We start from the raw sequence: 20,145 nt of genomic DNA on the forward strand, positions 1-20,145 counted from the left end.
TCAACGAGAGCGGGACGGGGCGGCGGGTGAAGCAGCGCGTAGATGGAGCGACGGCGGGTCTCGAACTGGATCCGCTGAAGCTCGAGGAGACCTTCGACCCCGAGATTCGCTTCCGGCCCCTTCTGTCGGGGACGGCGCTCCTGGTCGGGGCGCTGCTCTTCACGCTGTCCTGCTTCCACTACTACACGGCGGGTTTCGGGCTCCTGCCCGAGACCACCCATCGCGGCGTCCACATGGCGTTCGTGCTGGGGCTCATCTTCCTGGTCTTCGCCGCGCGGCCGAGCCAGCAGGACCGGCTCGCGCCGCACGCCTGGTTCCGGCCGGGCGGCATCCTGCTGGTCGACTGGGCGATGATGCTGGCCGCCGTCGCGGCGAGCCTCTACGTGCCGTGGATCTTCCACGAGCTCGCCTTCCGGGTCGGCAATCCGTCGTCCGCCGACGTCGTCATGGGCACGCTGCTCATCGTGGTGCTGCTGGAGGCGACGCGACGCTCGGTCGGGCTGGCCCTGCCGCTGATCGCGGTCGGCCTCATGGTCTACGCCTTTTTCGGCCCCGCGATGCCGGGGATCTTCAAGCATCCTGGCGCGAGCTGGGCGGGGCTCGTCAACCACCTCTATTTGACCAGCCAGGGCGTCTACGGCGTCGCGCTCGGCGTCGTCGCCACCTATGTGTTCCACTATGTCCTGTTCGGCGTGCTGGCGACGCGGATCGGGCTCGGCAAGCTCTTCATCGATCTCGCGTCCTGGGTCGCTGGCCGCTACGCCGGGGGCCCCGCCAAGGTGGCGATCTTCGGCTCGGCCCTGTTCGGCATGATCTCGGGATCGTCCATCGCCAACACCGTCACGGTGGGTTCGCTGACGATCCCGGCGATGATCCGGCTCGGCTATCCCAAGCACTTCGCCGCCGCCGTGGAGTCGACCGCCTCGACGGGCGGCCAGATCACGCCGCCGATCATGGGCGCGGCGGCGTTCCTGATGATCGAGTTCCTGGGCGTCTCCTACTCGACCATCATCCTGGCCGCGATCGTGCCGGCCTTCATGCATTTCTTCGGGGTGTTCTGCCAGGTTCACTTCGAGGCGAAGAAGAAGGGCATGCGCGGGCTCACCCGCGAGGAGCTGCCCGACCCGGCCAGGACCATCCGCGAGGGATGGCGGACGGTGACGCCGCTGGCCGTGCTGCTGCTCGTGCTCTTCAGCGGCTACACGCCCTATCTGGCGGCGTTCTGGGGCATCACGTCCTGCATGATCGTGGGCGTCGGGCGCTCGTCCGCGATCACGGTCGGCGCCTTCGCGGCCATCGTGGCGGCGGTCTTCACGGGCCTGCTGACGACCTGGTGGTTCATCGGCCCGATGGCCGCGGCCGTCGCCGTCCTGCTCGTCCACGCCTGGACGTCGGGAGGGGAGCGGCGCGACAGGGTGGCGGACATCGGCGACGCCTTCGTGGTGGGGGCGAAATACGCCATCTCGGTCGGCGCTGCGGCCGCCACGGTCGGGATCATCGTGGGCGTGGTGACGCTGACCGGCGTCGGCTTCAAGATCTCCTGGATCGTCACCCAGCTCGCCGGGCAGATGGGCGGGGCCGTGCTCTCCGTGCTGCCGACGGGGGTCTTCACCCCGGCCGGCGCGACCCTGTTCTTCACGCTCGTGCTCACCGCGGTCGTGTGCATCCTGCTGGGCTGCGGCGTGCCCACCACGGCGACCTACATCATCATGGTGACGGTGGCGGCGCCGACCCTGGGCATGCTGGGCGTGGCCCCGATCGTGGCGCATTTCTTCGTGTTCTATTACGGCGTGCTGGCCGACATCACGCCGCCCGTGGCGCTCGCCGCCTATGCGGGCGCCAGCATGGCGGGGGCGGACCCGTTCCGCACCGGCAACACCGCCTTCCGGCTCGCGCTCGGCAAGGCGCTGGTGCCCTTCGTGTTCGTCTACGGCCCGTCCATGCTGATCGTCACGCAGGGCTTCACCTGGACGGACTTCGCGGTCACGACGCTCGGCTGCATGGCCGGCATCGTAATGCTCTCGGCGGCCTTCAGCGCCTATATGCTGGCGCCGCTGCGCGGGTGGGAGAGGGCGTTGCTCGTGGTGGCGGCGCTGCCCACGATCGCGCCGGGGCTCGGCTCGACGCTGGCCGGGCTGGCGCTGGCGAGCCCGGTGTTCCTGCTGCAGTTGAGACGTCGCGCGGCCTCGTCGGCGCCGCGGCGCGCCGAGGCGTAGACGCTCAGCGCCGGCGCAGGACCAGCACGTTGCCGGCCATGACGAGCGCCAGGCCCAGCGCGGCCGGCGCCGTCCACTGGTAGCCTTCCGCCACCGTCGAGATGAGCAGCGCGAAGACCGGGAACATCACGGTGGAGTAGCCGGCCCGCGCCGCGCCGATGCGCCCGAGCAGCGTCAGATAGGCGACGAAGGCCATGACGGACGACACGGTCGAGAGCCACAGCAAGCCGCCGACATATTTCGCCGTGGGCTCCACCACGAAGGGGTCGCCCTTGGCGGCCGCGAAGGCCGCGAGCGAGAGCGCGCCGTAGAGCATGCCCCAGGCGGTCGCCGGGATGACGGCCACGCCGCTCCTCTGGATCCAGGCCGACAGCATGTTGCCGGAGCAGAACAGCAGCGTCCCGAAGACGCACAGCCCCAGGCCCAGCGCCGCGGCGGCGTCGAAGCTCGCGCCGAAGAGGCGGGGCGCGAACATCAGGAAGACGCCGCCGAGCCCCAGCGCCGCCCCGAGGGCGACCCGTCCCTCGATGCGCTGGCCCAGGATGGGCCAGGCCAGCAGCATGTTGAACAGGGAGGCGGTGGAGAAGACCACGGCCAGGAGCCCGGAGGGTGTCGACAGCCCGCCATAGTAGAAGCTGACGAAGTTGAAGCCGAAGATGAGCAGGCCGAGCGCCAGGAAGCGCAGGTGCATGGCCGGCGGATAGCGCAGGCGCGCGCCGGACATCCCCGCCCAGGCGAACATGATCACGCTGGCGATGGCGAACCGCCACATGATCGACACCTCGGGGCTGACCACCCCCAGCTGCCACTTCAGGGCGATCCAGCTCGTCGACCAGGCGAACACGACCGTGGCGTAGAGCGCCATGTCGTAGCCGGACAGCCCCGCCGGGCGGTGGGCTTCGGCCGCGGGCGCGGCGGGTGGGAGAGCCGGCGTCGGCAGGGGGCGGGGAGCGGCGTTCATGCCCGGCATGCTACCGGGCGGCTTCGCCCGCGACAAAGCAGACCTCGTGATGCCAGGCATGCCGCAGAGTGATGGTTGCGCGCGGCGTCGTGCGGCGCCGGAGAAGCAGGATTACATCTTCTTCTCTCCCGTCTGTGGATCGATATTGTATTTCAGAATTCTTCAAAACTGCAGCTTGGAATGATTTTAAACATGCGAATACTGATTGACGTCGCTGCGCAGAGCCCGTAGTTGCTGCCCGCATCGGATCGTCGAAACAGATGGAGACCAACATGCGGCGCGCGGCGGCGGGGTTTGCGGGAGTGGCGGCGGCGCTGGCGGTCGGCGCCGCGCAGGCCAAGGAGTACCCGATCGGCAAGCCGCAGTCGCAGGGCGGGATGGAGGTCGCGGCCGTCTATCTGCAGCCGATCGAGATGGATCCGCCCGGCATGATGCGCGACGCCAAGGACTCCGACGTGCATCTGGAGGCCGACATCAAGGCCGCCAAGGACAACCGGAACGGCTTCGCGCAGGGGGACTGGGTGCCCTTTCTCGGCGTCGCCTACGAGCTCTCCAAGGAGGGCGACAGCGCGCCCATCAAGGGCGAGTTCATGCCGATGGTGGCCAATGACGGCCCCCATTACGGCGACAACGTCAAGCTCAAGGGTCCGGGCAGGTACCGCCTCAAGCTGACGGTCTCGCCGCCGGGCGAGAACGCGCACGCGCATTTCGGGCGCCATGTCGACAAGGAGACGGGCGTCGGCCCCTGGTTCAAGACCTTCACGGTCGAGTACGACTTCGTCTATGCGGGCGCCGGAAAGAAGGGCGCCTACTGATGCGCGCCCGCGCCTACAACGTCGCCCTCGCCGCCGGCGCCGCCTTCGCGGCGGCGATCGCGGGCGGGGCCCTGGCGGCCGACGATCCGAGCTTTCGCATCGAATTCGCCGACGGGACGGTCACGCCGCAGCGCCTGGTCGTGCCGGCGGGACGGCGGATCGTGCTGGAGCTGCGCAATGTGGGGCGGTCGCCGGCCGAGTTCGAGAGCAAGGATCTGCGCAAGGAGAAGGTACTGGCGCCGGGCGCGAGCTCCACGCTGGTGATCCGCACCCTCGAGCCGGGCGAGTACGACTTCTTCGACGACTTCCACCCCGACGCGCCGCCGGCCGTGCTGGTGGCCCAATGACCCGCGAGAGGCTGGCGTGACGTCGCAGCTCGGAAACATCGTCTTCATCATCTGGCGCGAGAGCGTCGAGGCGCTGCTGGTCGTCGGCATCCTGAACGCCTGGCTGCAGCGGCTGCCGGACTCCGCGGCCCGTCGCCGGGCGCGGCTCTTCCTCTGGTCCGGGGTGGGCGCCGGCCTGCTGCTCGCAGCCCTCTTCGCCGCCGCGCTGATCGGGTTCGGCGACGCCCTGCCGGACGAGGCTCAGCAGGCCTACAAGACGGCGGCCGTGCTGGTCGCCGCCGGGCTGATCGTCCAGATGGTCCTGTGGATGCGCCGCCATGGCCCGAGCCTGAAGCGCGATCTCGAGGCGGCGCTGGGCGACGCCGCCGCACGGGCCAGCTGGTGGGGCGTGTTCACGCTGGCGCTGATCGCCGTGGCCCGGGAGGGAGGCGAGACCGCCGTGTTCCTCTACGGGGCGATGGCGTCCGGCGCAGGCGCGGACTTCGCCGGCAAGGCCCTGGCCGTCGCGGCCGGGCTCGCGGCCGCGGTCGCGAGCTACGGGGCGCTGCAGATCGGCGGACGGCGGCTGTCCTGGCGGGCTTTCTTCCGGGCCAGCGAGATCGTGCTCCTGTTCCTCGCCGCCTCGCTGGTGCTGACCGGCGTCGACGCGCTCTCCGACCTCGGACTGCTCCCGCACGGTTCGGGCAAGCTCTGGGACAGCTCGCGCGTCCTGTCGGACGGCGGCGTCGTCGGCGGCCTCGTCTCGGCCCTCACCGGCTACCGGGCGCGCCCCGATCTCGTCGAGGTCGTCGCCTTCGCCGGATACTGGATCCTGGTCCTATGGTCGCTCTCGTTCTCCCGGCCCGCCGCCAAGGCGGCCTGACGCCGCGAGGCGGCGCGGCTCCCCAGCGCGCCGGGCGCGTCGACCGGGCCCTCGCCGCCGCGGGCGACTGGCTGCAGCGGCGGCAGGCGGCGATCCGGCGCGCGCAATGGTGCGTGGTGGCGGCCTATGCGTTCCTTCTGGTCGCGCCGTCCGTCCTGCCGATCCCCGACCGCTCGGCGCATCTGTGGTCGAACCTCGTCCTGTTCGCCCAGTTCGTCTTCTGGGGCCTGTGGTGGCCTTTCGTGCTGCTCAGCATGGTCCTGGTGGGGCGCCTCTGGTGCGGCTTGCTGTGCCCGGAAGGCGCGCTTGCCGAGGAGGCGAGCCGCAAGGGCAGGGGGCTCGCCGCACCGCGCTGGCTCACCTGGAAGGGCTGGCCCTTCGTCGCCTTCGCCTGCACGACGGTCTACGGCCAGATGACCAGCGTCTACCAATATGCGTCGCCGGCCCTGATCGTGCTCGGGGCGTCGACCCTCGCCGCCATGGCGGTGGGAGCGCTGTACGGGCGGGGCAAGCGGGTCTGGTGCCGCTATCTGTGCCCCGTGACGGGCGTGTTCGGCGTGCTGGCGAAGCTCGCGCCGGTGCATTTCAGCGTCGACCAGGAGGCCTGGCGCGCATGGCGCAAGGAGCCGGGCGCGCCCTCGCCGGCGCTGAATTGCGCCCCGCTCGTGGCCGTGCGGACCATGAAGGGCGCCGCCGGCTGCCACATGTGCGGCCGGTGCTCGGGCTACAAGGGCGCGGTGCGGCTGGCCCGGCGCTCGCCCATGCACGAGATCGTGCATGTGGCGGGCCTCGAGGCCCGGCCCTGGGAGACTGCGCTGATCGTCTTCGGTCTCATGGGGGTCGCGGCGGGCGCGTTCCACTGGGCGTCGAGCGCCGTCTTCGTCGCGGTGAAGCAGGCCGTGGCCGAGCGCCTCGTCGATCTGGGCGCGGTCTGGGCGCTGGAGCAGACCGCGCCCTGGTGGATCCTGACGAACTATCCGGACCAGAACGACGTCATGACCGTCCTCGACGGCGCCGTGCTGGTCGGCTTCATCCTGGCCGTGGCGATGGCGTCGGGCGCGGCGATCTACGCCTGCCTGGCGCTCGCCGCGAGGGCGCTCGGACCGTGGTCGGCCCGGCGCTTCCACCATCTGGCGCAGGCGCTCATCCCGATCGCGGGCTGCGGCGTGTTCCTGGGGCTTTCGGCCCTGACGGTGACGATGCTGCGCCACGAGGGGTTCGAGCTCGGCTTCGTCGGCCCGCTGCGGGCGGCGCTGCTGGCGGGGGCCTCGCTGTGGTCGCTGGCGCTGGCCTGGGGCGTCAGCGGGCTGGCGACGGTGCGGACGGCCCGCCGCCTCCTCGCTTTGGCGCCCTTCGCGGCCGCGGTCGGCGTCGGCGCGGCGAGCTGGGCCTCGCTGTTCTGGCGCTTCTGAGGGGCGCCGGCGGCGCAGATTCCGGGTTGCCGGCGCCCCGCGGATGCGGTGATCTCGGCCGCCATGGATGAAGCCGCCGCCGAGATCGTCGAACTCCCCTCCAGCCCGGCCGTGACGATGACGGCCCTGCAGGCGCGCCGCATCGCGCTGGCGGCGCTGGGCTTCGGCCGCCCCCGGCCGGCGCAGGCGGAGCGCCGGCATGTCGACGCCATGGCGGACCGGCTCGGACTGATCCAGATCGATTCCGTCAACGTGCTGGCGCGCGCCCATTACGCGCCCGGCTTCTCGCGGCTCGGACCCTACGACCCGGCCTGGTTGGACCAGTCCGCCTATGGGGGCAGGCGGCGGCGCCTGTTCGAGTATTGGGGCCACGAGGCCTCGCTGATCCGCTGCGACCTGCAGCCTTGCCTGCGCTGGCGCATGGCCCAGGCCGAGCGTGGCGAGGGCATCTACAAGGGCCTGGCGCGCTTCGGCCGGGAGCGGCCGGACGCGGTCGCGGCGGCGCTGCGGGAGATCGAGACGCGCGGCCCGAGCAGCGCGCGCGACCTCGGCGACGAGCGCGGGGCCGGCGCGTGGTGGGGCTGGAGCGACACCAAGCGGGCGCTGGAGTGGCTGTTCTGGGCGGGGAGGATCACGACGGCCTCGCGCCGCGGCAATTTCGAGCGCGTCTATGACCTCACCGAGCGGGTGCTGCCCCGCAAGGTCCTGGATGCGCCGACCCCGGACGAGGCCGACGCGCAGCGCGCCTTGCTGCGCGTGGCGGCCCGGGCGCTGGGCGTCGCGACGTCGCAGGACCTGCGGGACTATTTCAGGCTCGCCCCGGCCGCCGCGGCGCGGCTTCCCGAACTGGTCGAGGAGGGGACGCTCGTGCCCGCGCAGGTCAAGGGCTGGGGGCGCCCCGCTTACCTGCACGCCGACGCGGTCCGGCCCCGCAAGGTCGCCGCGCGGGCGCTCGTGTCGCCCTTCGATCCGCTGCTCTGGGCCCGGGACCGCACCGAGCGGCTCTTCGGCGTGCGCTACCGGCTGGAGATCTACACGCCCGAGCACAAGCGCGAGCACGGCTATTACGTGCTGCCCTTCCTGCTGGGCGACCGGATCGTCGGGCGCTTCGACCTCAAGGCGGACCGGCAGGCGCGGCGCCTCGTCGTCCAGTCCGCTCACGTGGAAAAGGGCGCGGACCTGGAGGAGGCCGCGCGCGCCGCCGGGGAGGAGCTGCGCCTCCTGGCCGGCTGGCTGGACCTGCCGGACATCGCGGTGCGGCCGAAGGGGGACCTCGCCCGGCATCTTGCGCTGTGACCGTTGCGGCTTGACCGGCGCGGTCGGTGCTTGTCTGCTCGACCCCGGCGACAACGACGGGGAATGCGGACGTGACGGACACCAGGAGACCGGCCGAGCAGCAGGAGCCCCGCGGCGACCTCACGGTCAGGACCATCGCCATGCCGAGCGACACCAACGCCAATGGCGACATCTTCGGCGGCTGGGTCATGTCGCAGATGGACCAGGCGGGCGGAATCGCGGGCGTGGAGCGGGCGCAGGGCCGGGTAGTGACCGTCGCCGTCGAGGCGATGACCTTCATCCGCCCTGTGGCGGTCGGGGACGTGCTGTGCGTCTACACCCAGGTGGACAGCGTCGGCCGCACCTCGATGAAGATCCACATCGAGGCCTGGGCGCGGCGTTTCCAGACGCGCCACCGCGAGAAGGTGACGGACGCCACCTTCACCTTCGTGGCCATCGACGACGACGGCAAGCCGCGCGCCGTGCCGCCGCTTCCGGCCGACGGTCAGTAGGGCAGGCCGACGTAGTTCTCCGCCAGCGACGTCCGGGCCGCGCGGGAGGCCTCCAGATATGTGAACTCGGCCTCCTGCATGCGCCGCTCGAACGAGGTCTGGTCGGCGAAGCGGTGCAGCAGCGAGGTCATCCACCACGAGAAGCGCTCGGACTTCCAGATGCGCGCCAGCGCCCGGCCGGAATAGGCGTCGAGCCCGGCCTCCGACCGATCGGCGTAGCGCTCGATCAGCGCCTCGGACAAATAGTGCACGTCGCTCGCGGCGAGGTTGAGCCCCTTCGCGCCGGTCGGCGGCACGATATGGGCGGCGTCGCCCGCCAGGAAGAGCCGCCCGAAACGCAGCGGCTCGGCCACGAAGCTGCGCAGCGGAGCGATGGATTTCTCGATGGACGGCCCGGTGACGACGTTCGCGGCGGCTTGCGGATCGAGCCGATGGCGCAGCTCGTCCCAGAAGCGGTCGTCCGACCAGTCTTCGACCCGCTCGTCGGAGCCGCACTGGATGTAGTAGCGGCTGCGGGTGGGAGACCGCATGGAGCAGAGCGCGAATCCGCGGTCGTGGCCGGCGTAGATCAGCTCATGCGAGCAGGGCGGCACATCGGCGAGCACGCCCAGCCATCCGAACGGGTACACCCTTTCGAAGGTCTTCAGCGCCCCCGGCGGCACGCTCGCCCGGCTGACCCCGTGGAACCCGTCGCAGCCTGCGATGAAATCGCAGGCGAGGTCGTGCGCGCGGCCATCCTTGGTCCAATGCACGCGGGGCGACGCGCCGTCGAAGCCGTCCAGGGACACGCCTTCAGCCTCGTAGACCGTCGTCAGCCCCGCCGCCTCCCGCGCGGCCATCAGGTCGCGCGTGACCTCGGTCTGGCCGTAGACGGTGACGCATTTGCCGGTGAGGTCCTTCAGGTCGATCCGCTGCCGGCGGTTGGCGAAGCCGATCGCGAAGCCCTCATGCGGCAGGCCCTCGGCCTTCAGCCTCGCGTCGACGCCGACCTTCGACAGGAGATCCGTCGTGCCCTTCTCGAGGACGCCGGCGCGGATGCGCGACAGGACGTAGTCCTTCGACCGGCGCTCCAGGATGACGCTTTCGACGCCGGCCTTGTGCAGCAGCTGCCCGAGCAGGAGGCCGGCGGGGCCTGAGCCGATGATGGCGACCTGGGTCCGCATGACGTTCATTCCCTCGAGCGTGGCCCGCGATCAGCGGGCGGGACAGTTACGGCCCATCGAAGGCATAGGATCAACGCCGGCCGGCCGCAATCCTCGCCACGCGCCGGGTTGCAAGACCGGCGAAACAGGCTATTGCGGCGAGAGCCGCGACGGCGCGGCGGAGCCAGCGAGGACGCCATGGCGCAGGACATTCAGTCAGAGAACCCGGACGGCGGCCGCAGGGTCGCGCTCGTGACAGGCGCGGCGCGGGGGATCGGCCTCGCGACGGCCAGGCGTTTCCTGGCCGAGGGCTGGCGCGTGGCGCTCCTCGACATCGACGAGGAGCGGCTCGCCCGCAGCGTCGAGGAACTGGCCGAGCCGGACTCCGTGCTGGCGCTGCCAGGCGACGTCGCGGACGCCGCGACGGTGTTCGCCGCCTTCGAGACCCTCGCGCGGCGCTTCGGGCGGCTCGACGCGCTGGTCAACAACGCCGGGACGGCGGTGTTCAAGCCCATCCTGGACACGACGCCCGAGGAATGGCGCCGCGTGCTGGACGTCAACCTTACGGGGCCGTTCCTCTGCGCGCAGGCGGCCGCGCCGTTGATGAGCGAGGCGGGCGGCGGCGCCATCGTCAACATCACCTCGATCTCGGGGCTGCGCGCCTCGACGCTGCGGGTGGCCTATGGGACCAGCAAGGCGGCGCTGGCGCATCTGACGCGCCAGCAGGCGGTCGAGTTCGCGGGCCTCGGCGTCCGGGTGAACGCCATCGCGCCCGGTCCGGTGGACACCGCCATGGCCAAGGAGGTGCACAGCCCGGAGATCCGCGCCGACTATCACGACGCCATCCCGCTCAACCGCTACGGGCTGGAGGAGGAGATCGCCGAGGCGGTATTCTTCCTGTGTTCGGAAAAGGCGGCCTACATCACCGGCCAGACGCTCGCGGTGGACGGCGGGTTCGACGCCGCCGGCATCGGCCTGCCCACGCTGAGGCGGGATCGCAACCGCTGACGAGGGTTTCGGCCGGCGCTCAGGCCGGACCGAACGGTGCTCGATGGCCCCGCCGGATCGAGCGCGCCTGCAGATCGATGGGGAGCACGATCATCTGGCAGGCGAGAGTGATGATACGCCGGCGGGCCGGATCGCGCAGCCGGTGAAAATGCGTAAGCCGAATGAGCGACGATGACCGAATTGATCTCTTTCACGAACGACGAAGCGGGCGAAGCATGGACGTGACGCTCGCGGCGGACCTGGGCGGAACGAGCCTGCGCGTCGCGCTGATGGACCGCGACGGCGCGGCGATCGCCGGCGCAGCGAGGCCGCAGCCCTTCGGCGAAGCCGGGGACGACGAGGCGGACCCGGAACGCTGGTGGGTCCTGTTCCAGGACGCCGCCGCCGAGCTACGGTCGGCGGCGCCGGCCGCCTTCGGCCGGATCTCCTGCGTGGCGATCACAGGGGCGACCCGCACGCAGGTGCTGCTCGACGCCGCGGGACGCGCCATCCGCCCCGCCATGACATGGGCGCACGCCCGCGCGGCGGATCTCGCGCCGGACCTGGCGGCCCGGCTGCCTCAGGACGATCCGGAGGTCGCGCATGTCAACGCCTTCCACCCGCTCGCGAGGCTGGCTTATGTCGCCCGTCGCCGGCCGTCCGACGCGGAGGCGGTCGCAACCGTGGTCGAGCCCAAGGACGTCCTCAACGCGAGGCTGACGGGCCGCGCGGCGTCGGATCCGATCTCGTCGGCGCGGCTGGCCGCCTGCCTGCGCCCGTCGGCGGATGGCCGCAGCCTGTGCGAGATCGCGGGCCTGCGCCCTCCCGCGCTTGACCTCGTCAGCCCGGGCGAGGCGATCGGCCGGGTCCTCCCGGGGCGCGGCGGCGCGCTCGACGACGTGGCGGGCGCGCCCGTGGTCATGATGGCGCACGACTCCTGGGCATCGGCGCTGGGCCTGGGCGCGCTGCGGCATGGCGGGGCCTACAACCTGTCCGGCACGACGGAGGTGCTGGGCGTGTTCTCGCGGCGGCCCGCGACGTCGCCCGGCCTCATGAGCGTCGACTGGGGCGGGCTCACGCATCTGGGCGGACCGGGCCAGAACGGGGCCGACGCGGCGGCCTGGGCGATGTCGGTGATCGGCGCGCCCTCCGGGCCGCCGGGCGCGGCGCTGGACGCGCTTCTGGCCCAGACCCGGCGGGAGCAGCCGCTGCTCTTCCTGCCCTATCTGCAGGGCGAACGGACGCCTTATTGGGATCCGGACCTGCGCGGCGCCTTCATCGGGCTGCAGCGTCGGCACGGTCCCGCCGACCTCGCCTTCGCGGTGCTGGAGGGCGTGGCCTTCCTGAACCGCATCGTGCTGCGCCAGGCCGAAGAGGCCTTCGGATTCGCCGCGTCCGAGATCCGATTCGGGGGCGGAGGCGCGTCGAACGCGGCTTGGGCGCAGATCAAGGCGGATGTCTGCGGCCGCGCGGTCGCGACCAGCGCCGCGCCGGAGCCGGGCCTCGTGGGAGGCGCGATCGCGGCGGCCGTCCTGGGCGGCGAAAGCCTGGAGGACGCGCAGGACCGGCTGTCCCGCCCGGCCGCGCGCTTCGAGCCGCGGGCCGACCGGAGCGCGCATTACGATGCGCTCTTTCACCTCTATCGCGAGGCCGAGCGCGCCGTCGCGCCGCTCTCGCATGCGCTCGCCCGCATGACGCAGCCCACCGCTTTCGCCACGCCGTGACTGGCGCGCCGGGCGTCCGCCGCCTAGTGTGGCCGCGCCCTCCGCTGTTCCTCCCACGCGTCATTCATGAAACATCTCGTCGAGATCTACGGCACCGCGTTCGCCGGCTTCGTGCTCGTGCTGGTTTTCGTGCTGTTCGCGCCCAATTTCGCGACCGCCGGAAACCTCCTCAACGTGCTGAAGGACACGAGCTTCCTGGCCATCCTGGCGCTCGGCTTCGGGCTGGCGCTGACCATCGCGGAGCTGGATCTCTCCATCGCGGAGGTCGCCAGCCTCGCGGCCGTCACGGCCGGCGCGCTCATCCAGGCGAAGGTCGATCCCGCGCTCGCGGCCGCCGGCGGGCTGGCGGTCGGGCTGGGCCTGGGCGTCTTCAACGGGTTCGGGGTCACGGTGCTTCGCGTCCCGTCGCTGATCGTGACGCTCGGGACCGCCGCGATCGCGCGCGGCCTCGCCTTCATGCTGACGCAGGGCGTCGCCTTCGTGGGCCGCTGGCCGACCAGCTTCACCGGGCTCGCCCGCGGATCGATCTACGGAGTCCCCAACCTGGTGCTCTGGCTCGCCGGGGTGACGGGAGTCGTCTACGCGCTGCTGAAATGGACCCGGACCGGGGCGCGCATGACCGCCACCGGCGAGGCCGAGGAGGCCGCCCGGCTCTCCGGGATCGCCACCGCGCGCATGAAGCGCCTCGGCCTGGCGCTGTCGGGCGTGCTCGCCGGGCTGACGGCCGTGCTGCTGGCCGCCAGCGTGTCCTCCGCGGCGCCCAACATGGCGGGCGACTACTTCCTCTATGCGATCGCGGCCGTGCTGCTCGGCATGACCATGTTCGAGCCCGGCCGCCCCAACGTCGCCGGCACGGTGTTCGCCGCCTTCGTCCTGAAGGCGCTGGGCAATGGACTCGTGCTGATGGGGGCCGCCTATTACGTCCAGGACATCATGCTGGGCGCGATCATCATCGGCTCGGTGGCGTTCTCGGCCGGCGTGGTCAAGAAGGCCGCCTTCAAGGTATAGAGCGATGCAACCATAGCGGGGGAATGCGTCATGACGGGCTGGAAGACTGCAATCTGGGGTGGAGCGGCGCTGCTGGGCGCAAGCCTCGCCGCGTTCGACGCCCAGGCGTTCGAGGTGGGCGTCATCGGCTTCCAGTTCTCGTCGGAGACGCATGCGCGCGTCGCCAACGCCGCCGCCGCCGCCGCCAAGGAGAAGGGCTGGACGGTGACGCTGCTCAACTCCGAAGGCGCGCTCCCCAAGCACGCCGAGCAGTTCGAGACGCTGATCACCAAGAAGGTCGACGCCATCATCGTCGCCATGGGCAAGCCGATCGAGGCGGACGCCCAGTTCAAGGCCGCCAAGGACAAGGGAATCCCGGTCGTGACCGTGCAGTCGGGCGGCAGCCCGCACACGCTGTTCGACATCCAGCCGAACGAGTTCAAGGTCGGCGCGGAGGCCGCGCTCTACCTGCTCGGGCAGATGGGCTACCAGGGCCAGATCCTCACCGCCCGCTTCGACGGCAACGTGGCCTCGCGCATCCGCGGCAAGGTGCTCGACGCCGTGCTGTCGGAGAACCAGGGCGTGAAGGAGATCGGAAAGTTCTCCATGGCGCGCACCCAGAGCTGGCGCGACGACGTGAAGAGCGGCATGCAGGCGCTGCTGCTGCAGAACCAGGGCAAGGTCCAGGGCGTCTGGGCGTCCTTCGACGGGCAGGCCTACATCATCGACGACATCCTGCAGCAGCAGGGCGTCAAGAAGGGCCAGATCCCGCTGGTGTCGGTGGACGGCGGCCAGGAGAGCTATCGCCGCATCGCCGATCCGGAGAGCGTCTTCATGGCCACCGTGGCCATCCCGTTCGAGGAGATGGGCAAGGCCGCGGTGAACGCCGTGGACGCCATCGTGGTCAAGAAGCAGCCGAAGTCGGCGGTGACCAACGGGCCGTATCTCTATGTCGACGCCGTGCTGGTCGACCAGTCGAACGTCAAGCAGTTCATGAAGTGAGGGACCAGGCCCGGCCCGCTCCGGTGACCGCCATGCCGCACTCCTCTCCCGCCGCAGCCCTCGGGACGGCCGCCGAAGCGCCGCCGATCCTGAGCCTGCGCGGCGTCTCCAAGTCCTATGGCGGCGTGAACGCCCTCGTCGACGTCGACCTCGACGTCCATCGGGGCGACGTGCTGGCGATCTGCGGCGACAACGGCGCGGGCAAGTCGTCGCTGATCAAGATCATCTCGGGCGCGCAGCCCCCGAGCTCGGGGACCATGACGCTGCGCGGCGAGGAGGCCGGCTTCCGCTCGCCGCACGACGCCCTGCGAAAGGGCGTCGCCACCATCTACCAGGACCTGGCGCTCGCGCCCCGGCTCTCCATCGCCGACAACGTCTTCATGGGGGCGGAGCTCACCCGTCCGCTGGGGCTGCCCTTCATCCGCCTGCTCGACAAGGCGCGGATGCGCAGCGAGGCGCGCCGCTATCTCGGCCGCCTCTCGGTGGACATCGCCGACACCCGCCGCCCGGTGGAAAGCCTTTCGGGCGGCCAGCGCCAGGCCGTGGCGATCTCGCGGGCGCTGCGCTGGGACGCCGAAATCATCATCATGGACGAGCCGACGGCCGCCCTCGGCGTCCGCGAGACCGCCCAGGTGCTCGATCTCGTCCGGAGCCTGAAGGCGGACGGGCGCACCGTCATCCTCATCAGCCACAACATGCGCGACGTGGTCGCGCTGGCCTCGCGCGTCGTCATCCTCAGCCACGGCCGCAAGATCGTCGACCGTCCGGTCGCCGGGCTGGAGGCCGACGACATCAGCCACATGATCATGACCGGCGCTGCGAGCGGGGAGGGCGGCGGGGCCGCCATGCGCGCATGACCGCAGGGCGGATCCCGATCATCATCGACACCGATCCGGGCCAGGACGACGCCGTGGCGATCCTGCTCGCCTGCGCGCATCCCGGCGAACTCGACCTGCGCGCCGTTACGGCGGTGGCGGGCAACGTCCCCGTCGGGCAGGCGACCGCGAACGTGCTGCGCATCCTGGATCTCGCCGGGCGCGAGGACGCGCCGGTGCATCGCGGAGCGGAAGCGCCGCTGATCTACCCGCTGGAGACGGCCGAGTTCGTCTGCGGCCCCGACGGGCTGACGGGCGCGGACCTGCCGGTCTCGTCGCGCCGGGCCTCGCCCGGCCATGCGGCGGAGGCCCTCGTCGCCGCGCTGCGGGCGGCTCCGGCCAGGAGCGTCACCCTGTGCGCGCTGGGTCCGCTCACCAATCTGGCGCTGGCGTTCCGGCTGGCGCCGGACGCGCTCGGGCATGTCGAGCGGATCGTGCTGATGGGCGGCGCGCTCGGGTTGGGCAACATGACGCCCGCGGCCGAGTTCAACGCCTATGTGGATCCGCACGCCGCCGCGATCGTGTTCGGGGCCGGCGTCCCCATCGTGATGTTCGGCCTGCACGCGACCCACCAGGCGGTGCCCAACGCCGACGAGATGGCGCGGCTCGCCGCGCTCGGCGGCAGGAGCGCCGCGGCGGCCCACGGCATGATGACGCGTCCGCGCGCCGGCGGGCTCGGCACGGCCGGCCATCCGATGCACGATCCCCTCGTGATCGCGTGGCTGCTATGGCCGGACCTGTTCCAGGGACGGGACTGCTTCGTCGAGGTGGAGACCGGCGCCGGCTCGCAGCGGGGCCGCACCACCATCGATTGGCACGGCCGCCTGAAGCGGCCCCCGAACGCCTTCGTGGTCGACGCCGTCGACGCCCGCGGGTTCTTCGCGCGGCTGATCGGGTCGCTCGCCAGGCTGCCCTGATCCCAGAAGTCCGAACGAGGCCGCCATGCCAGACCTGATCGACGCCATGCAGGACGAAGCGCAGGCCGCCATCGCGGCCATGAAGGAGTCCGCGATCGCGGCGCGCGCCGTCCACGCCCGGGCCGAGCTGCTGCGCCACATGCGGACCACCGCCCGCAAGGTGGCGGGCCGCGACCGCGACGAGGCGGTGGCCTTCGTGGTGCGCGAGTGGATGAACGCCTGGGCGCTGGCCCCGGAGGATACGCCCGGCCTCGCCGCCGACATGCGCCGCTTCACGGCCGCGATCTGCGCCCATGGCGAGGCGCCGGACGAGGCGACCGACGGCGAGCTGCGCGCCGCCTTCGCGGGCCTGGAGGCCGCCTGCGCCCGCGCCGGCGTGAGCCTCGCCGACCAGATGGCCTGGCGGTCCGAATGCGCCCACGGCTGGTGGGAGGCGGTGTCGCCCGTCCCGCCCGACCTCCCCGGCCGCAAGCCGCGCCCGGGGGTTCCGGCCGCCGGGGCCGGCCAGCCGTTCTGGACGGCCGGCGCCGCCCCCCACTGCATGGGCTAGGCGCGCCCTTCCAGGAGCGCGCCGACGCTGGCCGCGAGGTCCGGCTGGCGGAACGGCTTGGTGAGGCGGGGAAGGTCGGGAGCGATGCCCTCGGCCTCGGCGCAGCCGGAGACGATCAGGACCGCGATCTTCGGGTCATGCTGCTTCGTCCAGCGGGCCAGCTCGGCCCCGGTCATGCCCGGCATCAGATGGTCGGTGACCAGCAGGTCGACATGCAGGCCCGCCTGGAGCCGCCGTTTCGCGTCGTCGGCGGAGCCGGCCTCCACGACGTCGTAGCCGAGCTCGGACAGCATGTCGGCGGTGCTGACGCGCACCAGCTCCTCGTCGTCGACGAGAAGCGCGGTCCCGACCGCCCGCCGGTGGGACGCCGCGCCGGGCGGCTCCTCCGCGTGCGAGGCGGGCTGGTCGTGGCTCTTCGGCAGCCACAGATCGACCCGCGTGCCCAGCTTGGGGCGGCTCGCGATGTGAAGGGCGCCGCCGAGCTGCGCCGCAAGCCCGTGCACCATCGACAGGCCCAGCCCCGTGCCGCGGCCCACGCCCTTCGTCGAGAAGAAGGGTTCGATCGCGCGGCGCAGCGTCTCCTCGTCCATGCCGGCGCCTGTGTCGGAGACCGACAGCCGGACATAGGTCCCGGGCGGCAGGTTCGAGCGGTGGCCGGGCGTCACCTCGTCCGCCGCCACGCCGATGGACAGCCGTCCGCCGTCCGGCATGGCGTCCCTGGCGTTCACGCTGAGATTGAGCAGCGCCATCTCCAGCTGGTTGGCGTCGGCGTGGGCGGACGGCGTCTTCGCGCCGATGTCCATCTCCAGTCTGATGCGGGGGCCCGAGGTGCTGGCGATGAGGTCGGCCATGCCGGCGACCAGCGGTCCGACCTGCACGGCGTGCGGCTGCAGGGGCTGGCGCCGCGCGAAGGCCAGCAGGCGCTGGACCAGCGTCTTGGCGCGCTCGGCCGACTGCAGCGCCCCGTCGATCAGCCGCTGCTCGCGCTCGCCGCCGAGGCCGTTGCGCTGCAAGAGATCGAGGCTGCCGATGATCGGCGTGAGCAGGTTGTTGAAGTCATGCGCGACGCCGCCGGTGAGCTGGCCCATGGCTTCCAGCTTCTGGGACTGCCGCAGCGCCTCCTGGGCCTCCGCGAACCGCGACTGCTCGCGCAGGCGCTCGGTGACGTCGGTGGCGAACTGGTAGGCTCCGACCTGCGCGCCGGTCCGGTCGCGCAGCGCGGCGAACTTGATCTCGTAGTGGCGCTGGTCGCGCGCCGGGTCCCCCATCCGCTGGATGGTCGTGAACTCCTCGCCGGCGAGGGCCCGGGTCCAGGCCGCGCTCACGGTTTCGCGCAGCGCGTCGGGCCGGGGGACGATCGACATCAGGTCGTCGCCCGGCATCGGCCGCACCCCGTAGATGCGCTCCCACTCGTCGGCGCAGGCCGAATTGATCGCCAGAATGGCGCGGCGTGAGTCCGCCGCCATGATCATGACGTCGGTGGTCTCCACCAGCGTGGCCAGCAGGTCGCGCTCGGCGGTCCGCTCCGCCACCCGCGTCTCGAGGCTCTCGTTGAGGTCGCGCAGCCGCGCCTCGTTCTCGCGCAGGGCCGCGACGGCGCGGGCGCGCTCCACCGCGTCCCAGGTCTGGTCCGCCACGACCCTGACGAGGCCGATCTCGTCGGGGGTCCAGTCCCGGGCCTGCGGGGCGGCGACGTAGAGGCCGGCGCGCCAGCGCTCGCTGCGCACGATGGGCGCGCCGATCAGCGCCCGGGCGCCGAGGCCTGAAAAGCGCGGGTCGGCCGTCAGCGGCGCCTCGGCGGCGTCGCGGATCGCCAGCGTCTTTCCCGCGCGGATGTCGTCCAGGTACGGCGCCTCCAGATGGCGCGCCGGCCAAAACCCATCCAGCGCGCGCACGCCCGGCGCCGTCCACGACTCGCCGAAAGCGAGGCGTTCATCGTCCCGGATCTCGAAGAAGCCGACCCGGTTGGCGTCGAGGTGACGCCCCACGGCCTCGGCGGCGGACTTCATCATGGCCCTCGGGTCGTCGGTCTCGCGCTGGTCGCGCAACAGCCGGACGAGGAGCGCCTGGCGGGCTTCCTCGGCGCGCAGATTCTCTTCCGCCAGCCGCCGCTCGGTGATGTCGCGGCCCACGGCGAAGAGGAGGCTCTCGGCCAGATAGGGCGCCAGCGTCCAGGCGATCCAGCGGTAGTCGTCGCCCCGGCGCCGCATCCGAAGCTCGATCGCGCCTCGGGGGGCCTGCTCGCGGGACGGCGCCACGGCCTGTTCGAAACGGGCGCGGTCCCCGGGGTGGACGAGCGCCGCGGCCTGGGTTCCCATGAGGTCCTGCGTCGACCAGCCGAGCACGCGCGCGAAGGCCGGGTTCAGCCTTCGCCAGGCGCCGTCGCGCAGGGACACCACCGCGATCAGGTCGACCGAGAGGTCGAAGAAGCGGTCCCGCTCCATCTCCGCCCGGGCCCGCTCCACCGTTTCCCAGGTGCGGGCGGCGACGTCCTCGATCAGGGCGATTTCATGCGCCGTCCAGCGGTGCGGCGTCCTGAAATTGACGTAGAGCGTCGCCAGCAGCCGCCCCTCCCGGACGAGCGGCACGGAGGCGAAGGACGCGGCGTCGATGGCCCTCCAGGTCGCCGGGTTCTGGTTCGGGTCGGCGGCGACGTCGGCGCACGTTTCGGTGACGCCGCCGCGCTGGCGCGCGATGCTGTCGGGCCCGAACTTGGACAGCGAGGAGGCGCCGGTCAGCGGCTCCACGCCGTCGGCGTAGCAGGACTGGAACAGGATGGTCTCGTCGTCGTCCTGGACCTCGCTGTAGCCGACCCGGTTGGCCCCGAGCTGTCGGCCGAGCGCCGCCACGGCGGCGTTCATCACGCCGCGCGGCTCGGACTGCGCCCGAAGCGCCTCGTCGAGCTGGATGCGGAACGCCTGCCGGCGGTCCTCCAGGATTTTCTGCGTGGTCTCCGTGCAGGCGCAGAACATGCCCCGGACCGCGCCGCTCTCGTCCCGCACCGGAGAGTAGGAGAAGGTGAACCAGGTCTGCTCGTCGAACCCCCTGCGGTTCATGAGAAGCGGCAGATCCTCCCGATAGGTGGCCTCGCCCGCGAAGGCGGCGTTTGTCAGGGGGCTGATGTCGGGCCAGATCTCCGCCCAGACGTCGCGGAACTGCGCGCCCATGGCGGCGGGATGCTTCGCGCCCAGGATCGCCGCATAGGCGTCGTTGTAGACCATCCCCAGCTCGTCGCCCCACACGGCGAACATGGGGAACTTGGAGTTGAGCATCAGGCCCACGACCGAGCGCAGCGACTGCGGCCATGCGCCGGGCGGCCCGAGGGGCGACGCCGTCCAGTCGAGCGCGCGCATCAGGGCGCCGGCGGCTCCCCCGCCGAGCAGAAACCCGGCTGCGTCGTCTTCAGCGCTGATCGATGACGTCACCCGGGCTTTCCTGTGTCGGCGAGAGCGCAGCTGCCACGGGAGGCCGCGAAGCTTGCGCCGGCCCGCGCTCCACGTAACGGAGCAAAGCTGCGGAGGTTGCTTCGGGGCGGAACGATCCTGTCGAAACGTGGCCCGC

Annotated in this window: 18 protein-coding genes; 15 read left to right on the forward strand and 3 right to left on the reverse strand. The window is 71.7% G+C overall.

The window, feature by feature from the left end; all coding sequences use genetic code 11:
- The first annotated feature begins 26 nt into the window (after positions 1–26).
- Positions 27–2,216 (forward strand): TRAP transporter permease, encoded by a 2,190-nt coding sequence (locus tag ACYVO7_RS14295; protein ID WP_460450493.1) that lies wholly within the window; start codon positions 27–29, stop codon positions 2,214–2,216.
- A 4-nt stretch (positions 2,217–2,220) separates the two neighbouring features.
- Here the strand turns inward: ACYVO7_RS14295 and ACYVO7_RS14300 are convergent, their stop codons facing one another.
- Complete coding sequence (locus ACYVO7_RS14300; protein ID WP_460450494.1) at positions 2,221–3,177, reverse strand: DMT family transporter; 957 nt, start codon at positions 3,175–3,177, stop codon at positions 2,221–2,223.
- Between ACYVO7_RS14300 and ACYVO7_RS14305 the strand changes: the two genes are divergently transcribed.
- From ACYVO7_RS14305 to yciA, 7 genes are all read left to right on the forward strand, one after another.
- Complete coding sequence (locus ACYVO7_RS14305; RefSeq protein WP_460450495.1) at positions 3,176–3,361, forward strand: hypothetical protein; 186 nt, start codon at positions 3,176–3,178, stop codon at positions 3,359–3,361. The two genes, ACYVO7_RS14300 and ACYVO7_RS14305, sit on opposite strands and share 2 nt — an antisense overlap.
- A gap of 76 nt (positions 3,362–3,437) precedes the next feature.
- On the forward strand, positions 3,438–3,992 hold the full coding sequence (locus ACYVO7_RS14310) for an iron transporter (protein ID WP_460450496.1): 555 nt from the start codon (positions 3,438–3,440) through the stop codon (positions 3,990–3,992).
- On the forward strand, positions 3,992–4,339 hold the full coding sequence (locus ACYVO7_RS14315) for a cupredoxin domain-containing protein (protein WP_460450497.1): 348 nt from the start codon (positions 3,992–3,994) through the stop codon (positions 4,337–4,339). Before ACYVO7_RS14310 ends, ACYVO7_RS14315 begins: the two co-directional genes overlap by 1 nt.
- A gap of 16 nt (positions 4,340–4,355) precedes the next feature.
- Positions 4,356–5,201 (forward strand): FTR1 family iron permease, encoded by an 846-nt coding sequence (locus ACYVO7_RS14320; RefSeq protein WP_460450498.1) that lies wholly within the window; start codon positions 4,356–4,358, stop codon positions 5,199–5,201.
- Positions 5,159–6,613 (forward strand): 4Fe-4S binding protein, encoded by a 1,455-nt coding sequence (locus ACYVO7_RS14325; RefSeq protein ID WP_460450499.1) that lies wholly within the window; start codon positions 5,159–5,161, stop codon positions 6,611–6,613. Before ACYVO7_RS14320 ends, ACYVO7_RS14325 begins: the two co-directional genes overlap by 43 nt.
- 117 nt (positions 6,614–6,730) lie before the next feature.
- Positions 6,731–7,909, forward strand: a complete 1,179-nt coding sequence (locus ACYVO7_RS14330) for a winged helix-turn-helix domain-containing protein (RefSeq protein ID WP_460450521.1) — start codon at positions 6,731–6,733, stop codon at positions 7,907–7,909.
- A gap of 71 nt (positions 7,910–7,980) precedes the next feature.
- The gene (gene yciA, locus ACYVO7_RS14335) at positions 7,981–8,400 is read left to right on the forward strand and encodes an acyl-CoA thioester hydrolase YciA (protein WP_460450500.1); all 420 of its coding nucleotides are present in this window, start codon (positions 7,981–7,983) and stop codon (positions 8,398–8,400) included.
- On the opposite strand, the gene pobA is transcribed toward yciA, so the two are convergent.
- Positions 8,394–9,563 carry a 4-hydroxybenzoate 3-monooxygenase gene (gene pobA / locus ACYVO7_RS14340; protein WP_460450501.1) on the reverse strand — a complete coding sequence of 390 codons (1,170 nt, stop codon included), beginning with the start codon at positions 9,561–9,563 and terminating at the stop codon, positions 8,394–8,396. The two genes, yciA and pobA, sit on opposite strands and share 7 nt — an antisense overlap.
- Positions 9,564–9,740: 177 nt before the next feature.
- Here pobA and ACYVO7_RS14345 point away from each other — a divergent pair, with 177 nt between their 5' ends.
- The 7 genes from ACYVO7_RS14345 (at position 9,741) to ACYVO7_RS14375 (ending at position 16,584) form a co-directional block, all read left to right on the forward strand.
- Complete coding sequence (locus ACYVO7_RS14345) at positions 9,741–10,550, forward strand: SDR family NAD(P)-dependent oxidoreductase (protein ID WP_460450502.1); 810 nt, start codon at positions 9,741–9,743, stop codon at positions 10,548–10,550.
- A gap of 215 nt (positions 10,551–10,765) precedes the next feature.
- The gene (locus ACYVO7_RS14350; protein ID WP_460450503.1) at positions 10,766–12,253 is read left to right on the forward strand and encodes a xylulokinase; all 1,488 of its coding nucleotides are present in this window, start codon (positions 10,766–10,768) and stop codon (positions 12,251–12,253) included.
- A 66-nt stretch (positions 12,254–12,319) separates the two neighbouring features.
- On the forward strand, positions 12,320–13,261 hold the full coding sequence (locus ACYVO7_RS14355) for an ABC transporter permease (RefSeq protein WP_460450504.1): 942 nt from the start codon (positions 12,320–12,322) through the stop codon (positions 13,259–13,261).
- Between the two features lie 30 nt (positions 13,262–13,291).
- The gene (locus ACYVO7_RS14360; RefSeq protein WP_460450505.1) at positions 13,292–14,242 is read left to right on the forward strand and encodes a sugar ABC transporter substrate-binding protein; all 951 of its coding nucleotides are present in this window, start codon (positions 13,292–13,294) and stop codon (positions 14,240–14,242) included.
- A gap of 32 nt (positions 14,243–14,274) precedes the next feature.
- Positions 14,275–15,099, forward strand: a complete 825-nt coding sequence (locus ACYVO7_RS14365) for an ATP-binding cassette domain-containing protein (protein ID WP_460450506.1) — start codon at positions 14,275–14,277, stop codon at positions 15,097–15,099.
- Positions 15,096–16,034 (forward strand): nucleoside hydrolase, encoded by a 939-nt coding sequence (locus tag ACYVO7_RS14370; RefSeq protein WP_460450507.1) that lies wholly within the window; start codon positions 15,096–15,098, stop codon positions 16,032–16,034. Before ACYVO7_RS14365 ends, ACYVO7_RS14370 begins: the two co-directional genes overlap by 4 nt.
- 25 nt (positions 16,035–16,059) lie before the next feature.
- Positions 16,060–16,584: a hypothetical protein gene (locus ACYVO7_RS14375; protein WP_460450508.1), complete on the forward strand. Its 525-nt coding sequence runs from the start codon at positions 16,060–16,062 to the stop codon at positions 16,582–16,584.
- Here the strand turns inward: ACYVO7_RS14375 and ACYVO7_RS14380 are convergent.
- The gene (locus tag ACYVO7_RS14380) at positions 16,581–20,009 is read right to left on the reverse strand and encodes a PAS domain-containing protein (protein ID WP_460450509.1); all 3,429 of its coding nucleotides are present in this window, start codon (positions 20,007–20,009) and stop codon (positions 16,581–16,583) included. The genes ACYVO7_RS14375 and ACYVO7_RS14380 overlap by 4 nt on opposite strands.
- Positions 20,010–20,145: the final 136 nt, after the last annotated feature.

The organism is Alsobacter sp. SYSU BS001988 (assembly GCF_054796215.1).